The sequence below is a fragment of the Staphylococcus sp. HMSC071G07 genome (assembly GCF_001811435.1).
GTDB classification, from domain to species: domain Bacteria; phylum Bacillota; class Bacilli; order Staphylococcales; family Staphylococcaceae; genus Staphylococcus; species Staphylococcus pettenkoferi.
Genome location: NZ_KV804768.1, coordinates 617,800 through 629,854 on the forward strand (window position 1 = coordinate 617,800; position 12,055 = coordinate 629,854).

Annotated in this window: 11 protein-coding genes; 2 read left to right on the forward strand and 9 right to left on the reverse strand. The window is 37.0% G+C overall.

Translation table 11 applies throughout. The features are described 5' to 3' along the window. Positions 1 to 133 precede the first annotated feature (133 nt). Entirely contained in the window at positions 134 to 2,167 is a 2,034-nt protein-coding gene (locus tag HMPREF2802_RS07375) for a helix-turn-helix transcriptional regulator (protein ID WP_070503347.1), read from the reverse strand. Between the two features lie 467 nt (positions 2,168 to 2,634). Between HMPREF2802_RS07375 and HMPREF2802_RS07380 the strand changes: the two genes are divergently transcribed. Next, positions 2,635 to 3,786: a YSIRK-type signal peptide-containing protein gene (locus HMPREF2802_RS07380; protein ID WP_070503349.1), complete on the forward strand. Its 1,152-nt coding sequence runs from the start codon at positions 2,635 to 2,637 to the stop codon at positions 3,784 to 3,786. Positions 3,787 to 3,983: 197 nt separating this feature from the next. On the opposite strand, the gene HMPREF2802_RS07385 is transcribed toward HMPREF2802_RS07380, so the two are convergent. The 8 genes from HMPREF2802_RS07385 to HMPREF2802_RS07420 form a co-directional block, all read right to left on the reverse strand. Further along, the gene (locus HMPREF2802_RS07385; RefSeq protein ID WP_070503351.1) at positions 3,984 to 4,310 is read right to left on the reverse strand and encodes an antibiotic biosynthesis monooxygenase; all 327 of its coding nucleotides are present in this window, start codon (positions 4,308 to 4,310) and stop codon (positions 3,984 to 3,986) included. 4 nt (positions 4,311 to 4,314) lie between these two features. After that, on the reverse strand, positions 4,315 to 4,692 hold the full coding sequence (locus tag HMPREF2802_RS07390) for a YbaN family protein (protein ID WP_049405827.1): 378 nt from the start codon (positions 4,690 to 4,692) through the stop codon (positions 4,315 to 4,317). A 377-nt stretch (positions 4,693 to 5,069) separates the two neighbouring features. Next, positions 5,070 to 5,474, reverse strand: coding sequence for a hypothetical protein (locus HMPREF2802_RS07395; protein WP_176744784.1), 405 nt, complete (start codon positions 5,472 to 5,474; stop codon positions 5,070 to 5,072). Positions 5,475 to 5,489: 15 nt separating this feature from the next. Then, positions 5,490 to 6,185: an HAD family hydrolase gene (locus tag HMPREF2802_RS07400; protein WP_070503432.1), complete on the reverse strand. Its 696-nt coding sequence runs from the start codon at positions 6,183 to 6,185 to the stop codon at positions 5,490 to 5,492. Positions 6,186 to 6,549: 364 nt separating this feature from the next. Continuing rightward, positions 6,550 to 7,131, reverse strand: a complete 582-nt coding sequence (gene lepB, locus HMPREF2802_RS07405) for a signal peptidase I (protein ID WP_070503353.1) — start codon at positions 7,129 to 7,131, stop codon at positions 6,550 to 6,552. Positions 7,132 to 7,223: 92 nt separating this feature from the next. Continuing rightward, positions 7,224 to 8,603 carry an AAA family ATPase gene (locus tag HMPREF2802_RS07410; protein ID WP_070503355.1) on the reverse strand — a complete coding sequence of 460 codons (1,380 nt, stop codon included), beginning with the start codon at positions 8,601 to 8,603 and terminating at the stop codon, positions 7,224 to 7,226. A 210-nt stretch (positions 8,604 to 8,813) separates the two neighbouring features. Further along, positions 8,814 to 9,890, reverse strand: a complete 1,077-nt coding sequence (locus HMPREF2802_RS07415) for a branched-chain amino acid aminotransferase (protein WP_002471161.1) — start codon at positions 9,888 to 9,890, stop codon at positions 8,814 to 8,816. Positions 9,891 to 10,095: 205 nt separating this feature from the next. After that, a complete protein-coding gene (locus tag HMPREF2802_RS07420; protein ID WP_002471166.1) occupies positions 10,096 to 11,055 on the reverse strand; it encodes an NAD-dependent epimerase/dehydratase family protein in 960 nt (319 codons plus the stop codon). A 289-nt stretch (positions 11,056 to 11,344) separates the two neighbouring features. On the opposite strand from HMPREF2802_RS07420, the gene HMPREF2802_RS07425 reads away from it, so the two are divergent. Beyond that, entirely contained in the window at positions 11,345 to 11,983 is a 639-nt protein-coding gene (locus HMPREF2802_RS07425) for a FusB/FusC family EF-G-binding protein (RefSeq protein ID WP_070503357.1), read from the forward strand. The last annotated feature ends 72 nt before the right edge of the window (positions 11,984 to 12,055 follow it).

Consider the following 12,055-nt stretch of genomic DNA (forward strand, 5'->3'; position numbering starts at 1 on the left):
ACTTTATATCATACTATAAGTTTCACCGAAAAAGTGAATATTTTTCGATATTCATCTCTTTTCCATTTTCATAGTGACGTGCTTTCAATACTCTCACTTACCTGCTCATTTTCCCAACTACACAAAAAGCAAACTACAAATAAATGGTGACTAAGGTCACTGCATTGGCTTTCGCTTTAACCATATAAGGTTCATGTTGAAAGTCGTGAGAGTCCACCGTCAGTTTCGGTCTATTGTACTTGTTCAATTTATACTTTAAATGCGTCGGAAGTTGCTGGCCTGACGAGATATTATCCGAAATAATCGAGTTTAAGCAGCCTTTCTCTACATCCGTAATCGTCTCAGTAGACACGATATAGCTCTGCTGTTGTGCTGCATCACTCATATGCAAAGCGTATAACGTTTCATCATAACTAGAAGCAGATGTAGACACCGGAGAAGGATTATACAACAGAATGTTATAAGCATAGTTCTTCTTCGTTAGGATATAATGATCTCCATAATAACTCGCTGTTTCTCTGAAGTTAGCGAGCATATAACTCATAAACGTATACACCGTCTTCGTCTCGTAATCATTAAATATGGCCAGATCGCTTTGATTCTCTTGTCGATAAGAGAAATAGACACTCACCCCTGCAAGATGCTGTCTTAATGCAACGACCTTTTGTATATAATTTGCAATCGCATTCACTTTCTCGTGCTTAATCGCTTCTTGATTCAGAAAGATAATACTTTTAGGAAGCTCAATCGAACTGAGGAATTGTTTGAGGTGGTTTAAAAATGCTAAAGATTCCGTTTCAGTAATGATTTGTTTCTTATTTAAACGTTTTAAATCCAATGTGTAGTAATCTGTCTTCAAGCAAGAAAGTTGTTTTAATTGTTGTTGATGACCAAAAAGATAGACATCTGTTAAATCAATGGCAGTCAATATTTGAATACCGAATATTTCTGAATTAAATTGCTCGATGGAATCTAAATATTTCAACTTCCAATCTAGCAACAGTAACACCTTAAGTGACTTCAAACTATCTCCTGAAGTCGTCTCAAGCTCTAGAATTCTAAAGTCTCTAATCGTCTCCTCCACGATACGGTATTCCTCTACGCTCTCAATATGCAGAGCGAAAGGTACTTTACCCTTCAACAAACGCTTAATCCCTTGTATCATACGTTGCGCGTTAGGCGCTGTTTGACTAATGTAGACGAAAGCAGATAATCGATGCGCCGTATAATTCTTATACGTATAAATCTGTTCATCCAATATGCCATCCAGGTCGTCAAAGCCACCAATATTAATCAAGTTAAAGTAAGATAAATGGTCGTCATCGATACAATCATCATCTATCACAATACTTTGTTGATGTGTCTGCTTCGCTCTTCGAAACTTCAGATTGTTAATGATTCGCAAATCTTCAATCGCATGCGGAATCTTGAACTGATGCGCTGTCGATTCTTTCATAGTGTACTTTTTAGGTGTCGTATGCATATAGGTCTTAAAATGCGTAATGTATTTCGTCGCGCTCGAATAACCCCAGCGATTCGCTATTTGTTCGACGCTATAGTGTTCAACGACAAGATCTTCTATCGTCTTAGCTACACGTAACGAACTGACATACTCATTAAATTTGATAGCTAAATGTCTTTTAAACAAATTGGAGACATACGACGGTGAAACGTAAAATTGTTGCCCCAATTCATCTAACGTAATCTTATGATGCAAATTCTCTTTCACATAATTCAATATACGGGTGATTAAATCATTCGAATGTTGATATGTAGGTGTTTCAATTAATGTCAGTCGTTTCATAATCTGGCCTACCAACGCATCTATGTCTAACGCTTTCGCTTGATCACGCAAATGATTGAATAAAGTATTTAAATCTGTAATTAATCCCTCTTGGTGTTGGGATTCAATAGTGTAATGAGCATCAAAGATCGATTGTTCTCTTATGCTCCAATAGTGACTCGGTATATAGAATATAATAATTCCACTACTGTTCACTTTAAATAACTCTCCCTCGTTGACGACATGGATAGCTAAATTATTCAGCGTTTCTCCCTCAACCTGAATATTCAAACTCCCTTTGATAGCTGTGACAATCATCATACCATCGTAGCATCGCTGAGGTTGTTGCATTGCTTCCGGTAAGTAATAAATTGACGGAAACACGTCATCCCCTCCACATATTCCCTTAATACAACAACTTCCTTAAAAAGTGTTGTATTCCATTGTTTCAATTATTTTCATCTTAGTGTAGATACCTTATAATTTTGTAACTAACCTTACAAAATTTTATCTTGTTTTTTTACTATTTGTACAGATATAAAGTATCATTTACCAAATAAATATTTTTCTATTAAAGCGACATAAATATAATAGAAAGTCAACTTTTTGAGTGCTTTTTCACTGTATTGAAAATATATGGCGATATTGTAAATAATCGATGATTTTTCAGATAGTTGACTTACATTTTAAATACTACTAGAAAATATGCGTAAATAATTAAGTATATAAAGCATATAAATATATTTATATCTAGTGCTATGATGGGAATTACAAATAGATAATAGTTTAAGGTTTATTTACTATTTGGGATTGTTAATTAAATACTTCTTATTTATAAAGGGGATGAAATGATGAACAATAATCAATTCACTAAGAAAGACAAATTTGGAATTAGAAAGTTCTCAGTAGGTGTGGGCTCAGCCCTTTTAACATCTCTACTATTCTTAGGCGTTAGCCACTCTGCAGATGCAGCAGAAACTGACACAGAAGATACTGACCTCGTAGTCGATCAAGATAACCCAGGCGCTGATGGTTCTCTTCCAGCCGCAACAACACCTGCAAACAACGGAAACACTTCATCAGATGGTGTAGATCCTTACGCACCAACAAGTGAACATAATGCAGAAATCGACAATAAAGATCCAAACACAATCACTAACACTTATGATGGTAAGAATGAAATGGAACCTACTCCAGGTAACCAAAACATGGATCCATTATATGACACTAGCAATGAATCTAATCCAACAGCTGGTGATCAAGGTACTAGTCCTTTAGAATATGATGGCAATCATGAAATGAACCCTACTCCTGGCGACCAAGGTACTAGTCCTTTAGAGTATGACGGTAGTCATGAAATGAACCCTACTCCTGGTGACCAAGGTACTAGTCCTTTAGAGTATGGTGGTAATAATGAAGAAGATCCTACTCCTGGTGACCAAAGTCAAGATCCTTTAGCTGACGGTAGCGAAGAAGTAGACCCTACTCCTGGCGACCAAAGCCAAGATCCTTTAGCTGACGAACCAGCTACAGAAGATAACCAAGGTACTGATGCATCTAATGGTTCAAACGATGCAACTACTGATGCTGAAGGTAATACTACTGTTACTGATGTAGAAGGTAATACTACTTATACTGACGTAGAAGGTAACACTACTTATACTGACGCTCAAGGTAATACGACTGTTACTGATGCTCAAGGTAATGTTGTTCAACAAAGCACTGCAAACGCTATGACTAACGAAGGTGCTATGGGCGAAGAAGGCGCTATGGACGCTCAAGGCACAAATGGTATGACTGACAATGGTATGGCAGAAGGCGAAGAATCACAAGGTACTTCTGAACAAGGCGAAGACCAAGGTACTCAATCTAAAGAAGATAATGAAGCAGATGAATTACCTGAATCTGGTGGTTCTGACATGACTGTACCACTTGCTACTTCTTCAGCAATGTTAATTGCAGGTCTTGCATTATTATTCAGAAGACGTAACACTGAAAAATAATAACAATTCCAAGGTATAAATCGCTACATTCTATCGAATATACTTTACGCACTGCTAATAAAGTCGCTAAGTTAGACAAAGAGTCTAGCTTAGCGGCTTTCTATTTGTAAAAGGTATTTACTCTAATCCCAACACGCTAAAAAAGCTCATCTCCTCAAACATTAGGAAACAAGCCTTTCAATCACTTTATATTCAATTTATGCATTCTTACCATAGTGATATGCGATAGAATAAGTAGAAACACTGTTTTTCAATATCGGACTCGCACTATCTTCTTTATGTTGTTTCACATTTTTATGTGCTTCCTTAAACTCATCTGATTGCAACCAATCTTTAAATGACTGTTCAGACTCCCATATCGTTAAGATCTTGACTTCATCAAAGTCTTCCAAATTATTCGTGGTCGTGACGAACATATCTTGGAATCCTTGAATATTCTCGATACCTTGTCGATTATAGAAACGCTTAACTGTTTCATCTGCGCTACCTTTTTCTAAAGTTAAACAATTCTCAGCCATAAACATGATGTTATCTCTCCTTCGCTTCTTGTGGAAGTGTTTTTACAAAAGTGAATAGCACAATCGTTTGAATAAGCACCATAACGACTAAACCTGCTCTAATCCAAGTATGATCAATCATATAAATTGAGAATCCTACCACGATGTAGAGACTAGCTAGTAACTTGAACTTATTCTTCAAAGTATAGCCTCTCTCATTCTTGAAACTTTCCACAAAGTTAATATAAATCTTAGTATTCACTAACCAATTCTTAAATCTATCTGAGCTGTTTGAAAAGCAAATCACAGCTACCAACAAGAAAGGCGTCGTCGGTAGTAAAGGCACTACGGCTCCGATAAAGCCAATTATCGTGAACAACACCCCAATTGTAATTAATACGTACTTCAATACAAACCCTCCATTGATAATCGTTATCAATTATACTAGATAAAGTAGCTAAATACAATCTTTAATTCACGGTATTCTATACATTATTAATTATAGAAAATAGTGTCTCATAATCTAGGTAGCATATCTGAGCAATAACTCAAAAGAACTAACTTATACTGCATTTACATCGCTTCGTTATCATTGGAAAGTGTCATTAATATCGCTCTACTTACCTTCAAAAATGTCTCATATGTAAGCGTCTCATAAGCCTTCTCTATCGCTCAAAAACAATAAAGAGGTTTGCCTCTTACATCTAGCATAAGAAACAAACCTCATCATCTGACTAACGCAACATCGCTCTAGCACAATGCGCACCTTCATACCGCTTCTTCATCTTACTCTACATCTTTACGATAAACGATCTTCTCAATTTCGTCGTCTGTAACCCTTTTACTATAATACCCATCAACGGGCAAATCTTTGACCGGCTCCAAGCCAAAGGACAACGCTTTATCTTGATTATCGGTACCAATATAGTTGTAACCTTCGTCATCTTGAAACAAATCAAAGATTGAACCTTCGTATCTCGCTTCATGCGTCAAGTCGTAGAGACGATCGACATCATCCTTCGCTACCGTTTTAAAATAAAGCGTGTGAGAAGACGCATCCGATATATCTGCTGTAAATCCTAAATCCTCAGCATAATCTTCTTCAGTAACAAGCAAGAGTTCGTTGCCCATAGGTTTCACTACTTTGAACGTTAATCCGTGATACTCAGCGTAAAGACCATCAATGATCATCGTCATCACCTCAAATTATATGTCATTTAATATATCAAGAACTGCAGTGGCATCGTCTACAACACGGTCTGCATGGGTGAAACTCTCTTTCTCTCCAACACCTGTTAACACAGCTACACTATAGCCTAGTTGCGTGTTCACTGCTGTTTGAATATCGTTTGGCGTGTCACCGACCATCATGATTTCTTCCGGTTGGACCTCGTATTGCTCAAACAACGGCTTCAAGACCTCAGGATTCGGTTTCTCTACTGCATGCGCCTCTGTAGAAATAATCACGTCGAAGAGATGTTCGGAATCCGTCGCTTCTAGGAATTGCTCCGTACCTTTACGTGTGTCGCTCGTCACGATCGCGAGCTTATACCCACGTTGCTGCAGTGTTTCAAGCATTTCGTAAACGCCGTCAACCCACTCATTGTCCGGCTCACGTTGATCGATCAGTGTCTGGCTACGTTCTTTCACCCAATCTGAAACATCGCGGTTAGCGATTTGGTTAAAATGAGTAATCATCTCTTCTAATGAGCCTGAAGCCATGACCGTCCCAGGTAGGATGTCTCTATCGACAACACCTAAATCTTTGTAAGCTTGCTCGACATCTGCAATCGACTCACGATAACGTTCTATAAAATCATCTACGAGTTGAATACCGATGCGCGTCCAGCTTTGGTCAAAATAAATGAGCGTACCATCTTTATCAAACAATATCCATTGAATCATCACTATGCACTCCAAATTGAATCTTACTTACTCTTATTATATCAATATTATTTAATTTAAATAGTAAAAAAGCTCTAAGATTATGTAAATGTGCTAAACCGCGCACTAACTGAGTTACGCTGCCTTTGCCATACACTAATTACATATCTTAGAGCTTCGTTTCTTCATTATTAAATTGAATGAGTTTTGTTCTAGCAACTAACTATCCTAGTCAAACCAATCAACAGTACTCGCGAAAGTCACTAACTCACCTTGTCCTCATAAGCGATTAACTAGCTTCGTTTCAAAAATTAATTAACGCCGTACTCACGCTTAATTCTTCTCATTCTTGTAGTAAATTAACGCTAAGGCACTATTATGATTAATTGACCTCATCAAAGCTATGAGGGTAGAACTTAAAGCGCATTTCACTCAATGGCGCCCAACGCACCATGGTCTTACCGACCATTCGATCTTTATTCACTAGACCAAGTTCTCGACGACTATCGATACTGACTTCGCGGTTGTCACCGAGCACGAGATACTTGCCTTTAGGTACTCGTTTCTTACCGCCTGAATGTTTCATCTTCGACACATCCGTATCTTCAGTCAGATAACGTTGTGTCGTCGCTTCTTTATTCGACTTCAAGTAAGGCTCCTTCACTTTATGACCATTGATGTAAAGTTGGTCTTTCTTATAGCGGACAGAATCTCCAGGCTTACCAATGAGTCGCTTAATATAATCGCGTTTTTGCGTCGCGTGGAAGATTACCACGTCACCGCGTTTCACTGTATTCAAGTTCTTCGACATCCGATTGATGATGAGTTTATCTCCATCTTTAAACGTCGGATACATCGAGGAACCATGGACATTATATTTCGTTACCACAAACTTACTGATTAAGATTGCGATAACGACGCCCACCACGATAGCTATAATCCATTCAATTACATTTCTAGTCATCTCTTTCTCTCCCTAGAAGTGTAGTTTGTACTATATCAACTTTAGCTTAGTGCAAATTTCGTGCCTTGTAAAATGATAGTAGAAGAGGTTCATTATTTTTCATCTAAATTATATTCACCTTCTTCAATAAGCTCTTGAATATATTCTAAATCGATATCATCTATAAATGGCACTCCACCAAAATGTCCCTGCAGATATTGACTATATATACTATGATTAGGTTGAATACGTTTAGAAGTCGCCCCTAAATTAATAACTTGCTTATTCGCTTCACTATCTAAATCAATAATATAGACATTTTTCTTATCAATATTTTGCAATAGCATTGTATTATGAGTAGTAGCTATGAGTTGGCCACATTTTATATCTAATATACTTTCAATTAACGCCTTCATTAATAAATCATGGATTTCATAATCGATTTCGTCCACAACTACCGTCTTACCTTGAGCTAATGAAATAATCATAGGAACGAGATGTAGTAAATGAGTAGTACCTGCAGATTCAATTTTGAACGGAATAGGTACTAATTCACCATATAATTTCTTTACTACATACAATTCATACTCTATCTCTGTATTTTCTAATTCTTTAAATTGATAATAAACTTTATTAATATCAGTATATAAAGAAGTAAAGATATAATTCAGAATATGTTCTGTCAATTTAAAGTTCTTCTCATTAAATTGGTTGTGCTTAATCTGGCCATATTCTAAACGATGTGTTTGTATTTGATTTAAGCTCTCTCCTCTAATAATTCTAAATTCATTTCCTTTATAATCTACACTCAAGTTATCAATTTCATTTAAGACAAGTTTCATATTATTATTAATCGCTCGATTAATATAAGATGAATTAGTATGGTGACTTAGCATGGCATATTTTGTTATAGCTAAGAAAGTATGTTTACCCCAGTATTTCTTAATTTCACTTACAATTAATTGTTTGGCTTCTCCGTCTTTCAGAAGATGAGGTGAAAGCCGTATTAACGGTTCTCCTTTCTCATCTATTTTAAAGTGATATAATGTTCCTCTCTTTTTCTCAATTAGGTAAAATAACTTTTCTTCAATAACACCTTGTGACGCATTTAATACTAAACTATATTCAGCTACTCTATTATTGATTAGTAATTCCAAGACAATTTTAGTGTTTTCATTATTTCCTCTATAAGCAATGTTTTCAGAATCCATGAGTTCTATAGTATTAGTTATTTTTGAAAATGGTAAGTGCTTTAAGAGTCGACGTGGATCGACTTCAACCCCCATTTCATCAATAAACTGTAATAATCTCTCATTACTTATGATGGTATCTTGTAAATGGACAATAAAACTAAATACACTGATGATATTAGACTTCCCAGAACCGTTTTCACCATAAATTAAGTTGATGTTGTTGCTCTTTTTAGGGCTTAAAAAATCAACATCAATATGCTTGAAAGACTTGTAATTTTCTAAATATATACGTTTTATCATGATTTATCCTCATTTATGATATACTTTGTATCATTTTCACTTAGTTATACCTTTAATATACCACTTTCTTCTCACCACGCCTACTTTAAATATTATTTAAATTTTATTTCCCACCGATATCAAACACCCCTCACTCTCCAGCAAATACTGAAAAGTGAGGGGCATCCTTTATACCAACATTCAATATTTAACAATTTCACCAAAATGAACTTAGTATTTAGGTACAACGACTCTCCAACCGTTTGGATCTTCAATCTTACCACTTTGAATACCTACGTAGTGGTCATAAAGTTTTTGAGTCATTTCGCCTGTTTCGAAGTTGTTAATAGTGATTTCACGATCTTCGTATTTTAACTTACCTACTGGTGAAATAACAGCAGCTGTACCTGCACCGAAGACTTCTTCTAATTCACCTTTGTCGTGAAGTTCGATGAGTTCGTCAATCGCTACATGACGTTCTTCAACTTCGTAGCCTAATTTCTTAGCTAATTCGATGATAGACTTACGTGTAATACCTGGTAAGATACTACCGTCTAATTTCGGTGTAACGAGTTTACCATTGATAACGAAGAAGATGTTCATACTACCTACTTCTTCAACATATTTACGTTCAACACCATCTAACCAAAGGACTTGGTCCCAACCTTCTTTGTTCGCTTGTGTTTGAGCGAGTAAACTTGCTGCATAGTTACCTGCAGTCTTCGCGAAACCTGTTCCGCCTCGTACTGCACGTACATATTCGTCTTCTACGTAAATCTTAGTTGGGCTGAGTGAACCTCCACCATAGTATGAACCAGATGGTGATAAGATAATGAGTAATTTATAGTTATGAGATGCGTGAACGCCTAAAGTACCTTCTGTTGCAAACACAACTGGACGAATATAAAGTGATTGTCCTTCGCCTTCTGGTACCCAATCACGTTCAACATCAACGAGTTGTTTCAATCCTTCTAATAATTCTTCTTCGTCAATCTTAGGCATGTTAATACGTTCTAAAGAGTTGTTAATACGTTTGAAATTCTGATCTGGACGGAATAATACGATATCGTCACCATGTTTGTAAGCTTTTAATCCTTCAAATACAGATTGACCATAGTGTATACCTTGAGCTGCCGGAGAAATCTCGATTGGTCCATAAGGTACAATCTTCAGATCATGCCAACCTTTATCTTTATCATAATCATAGCTTAGCATATAGTCTGTGAAGTGCTGTCCGAAACCTAAGTTCTTTGGATCTGGCTTTTCTTTAAGTTGTTCACGTTTCACAAATTCAATTTTATTTGACATGATGCGTTCCCCCTATTAATTTAATCATCTTTATCTCATATTATATCAATCGGCATTGAGCCGTTCAATAATTTTCTAAAAATTTCAAATAAATTTGACTATGGTGACTATTATTAAAAAAACTGAGCACGTCGAGATGATCACGACGTACACCTTCGTCTCTATTCATCCCGTTGATGTGCTCAGTTTCTTCTATTATATAGTATTATTTTTGTTTGCCTTCTTGTTTTTCAATCGCGTCTAACATAGTCTTAGTCATGCGATCTAAGTCGAACTCAGGATTGAAGCCCCATTCTGCACGTGCACAGCTCACATCTAAGTTGTCTGGCCAAGTGTCTGCGATGCCTTGACGGTCTGGGTCTACATCATAAGTTAATTCGAAGTCAGGATAATATTCTTGAATTGCTTCTTTAACCATTTCTGGTTCAATACTCATACCGCTTAAGTTATAAGCGTTGCGGTGAATAAGTTTGCCGCCGTCAGCTTCCATTAATTTGATAATCGCATTGATAGCGTCGTCCATGAACATCATGTCCATGTATGTGCCTTTGTCGATGAAGCTTGCATATTTACCTTCGCGCACAGCTTGGAAGTAAATTTCAACGGCGTAGTCTGTAGTACCGCCACCTGGTTCTTTAACGTAAGAAATAAGTCCTGGGAATCTTACGCTACGTGTATCGACACCGAATTTTTCAAAGTAGTATTGGCATAACAATTCACCTGCAACTTTGTTGACACCGTACATTGTTGAAGGTCTTTGAATTGTTACTTGTGGTGTGTTCACTTTAGGTGTGGAGTTACCGAATGAACCGATAGAGCTTGGTGTGAAGAATTGTAAGTCATATTCACGTGCTGTTTCTAAAGCGTTCATTAAACCACCCATGTTTAAGTCCCAAGCGAACATTGGGCGTTTCTCTGCAACTGCAGACAATAACGCAGCCATGTGCATCATTGTGTCCGCACCAAATTCTTCAACTGTCTTAAACATTTTCTCTCTATCTGTAACATCAAGGATTTGGAAAGGTCCTTTCGCTACTTCAGAACCTTCTTCAGGCTCGTTGATGTCTGTTGCTAATACGTTATCTGTTCCATAAAGTTCTCTACATTTAACTACGAGCTCAGTACCAATTTGTCCTAAGGCACCTGTGATAATAATCTTCTTCATCAATATCTCTCCCCTTGTGTGTATTACAATCGTCGTAGTGTATTCTCGGTGTGAACAAAACTTTTATTAACAACTTCATTATAATATAAAAACGCTTTCTTGTATACATAGAGCGTACATACATGACCTGTTCTGTGTTACTAAAATGCGTCTATATCCCCGATAAGCCTTGATATGTTACACTAAAATTCATGTGATGATACACGATTTCGATTAACAATAACTCATGATTATAAATATTTATGCGCGTATATTAATCTCTATACTTTTAACAGAAAGGGTGAAACGTATGTCTTTACTTTATCCGCATCAATTTCACGACATTGAACATCGCGTGGCTCGTCTGATTAACGTTTATAAATCGGTCAATGATACACGTACGATTAGTCTTATTCAAAGCGAGACGCAAGATCATATTCTGTCACTATTTCCAAAGAAAACGTTAGAACTTGAGAAGTGGGTTGACCAACTCATGACGCTCGACCTCTCCACTTACAAAGCTGAGAAGTTGCTTGCAGAGATGAAGCCCTACGTGAAACCTTTTACTCACCCTAGTCCTCAACAGGTTAAAAAGGTCTTTCGCAAAGTGAAGAAATTGAAGACGCCGAAGATCAGCGACGAGGTGCTGTACGATAGCACGTATATTGGTTGGACGGATATCGCTTCGCAACGTAAATATATAATCTATTATGATAAAAATGGTAAACTTCAAGGTTTCTATGGGGATATTTCACCACAAGTGGTTAAAGGTTTCTGTTCAATTTGTAATAAGGAATCGAACGTGTCGCTCTTTATGCGTAAGACGAATCAGTCTAGCGATGGTCGTTATACGAAGAAAGGCGACTACATCTGTCATGACAGTCTAAAATGTAATCGCCAGTTGGATAGTTTAGTGCATTTCCAGAATTTCTTGCATAAGATTCAGTAATTTGAGGATGGCGGGCGCCTCGTGAAGCAGATAGTCGGGGTACTCGTCGCTTTTTTGTCTGGCACATACTCA

Bases quoted from the DNA above. Each gene is read 5' to 3' on its own strand.
- HMPREF2802_RS07395 (WP_176744784.1), bottom strand. From the start codon at position 5,474: ATGATCATTGATGGTCTTTACGCTGAGTATCACGGATTAACGTTCAAA.
- HMPREF2802_RS07385 (WP_070503351.1), bottom strand. From the start codon at position 4,310: ATGTTTATGGCTGAGAATTGTTTAACTTTAGAAAAAGGTAGCGCAGAT.
- HMPREF2802_RS07415 (WP_002471161.1), bottom strand. From the start codon at position 9,890: ATGTCAAATAAAATTGAATTTGTGAAACGTGAACAACTTAAAGAAAAG.
- HMPREF2802_RS07425 (WP_070503357.1), top strand. From the start codon at position 11,345: ATGTCTTTACTTTATCCGCATCAATTTCACGACATTGAACATCGCGTG.
- HMPREF2802_RS07410 (WP_070503355.1), bottom strand. From the start codon at position 8,603: ATGATAAAACGTATATATTTAGAAAATTACAAGTCTTTCAAGCATATT.
- lepB (WP_070503353.1), bottom strand. From the start codon at position 7,131: ATGACTAGAAATGTAATTGAATGGATTATAGCTATCGTGGTGGGCGTC.
- HMPREF2802_RS07380 (WP_070503349.1), top strand. From the start codon at position 2,635: ATGAACAATAATCAATTCACTAAGAAAGACAAATTTGGAATTAGAAAG.
- HMPREF2802_RS07420 (WP_002471166.1), bottom strand. From the start codon at position 11,055: ATGAAGAAGATTATTATCACAGGTGCCTTAGGACAAATTGGTACTGAG.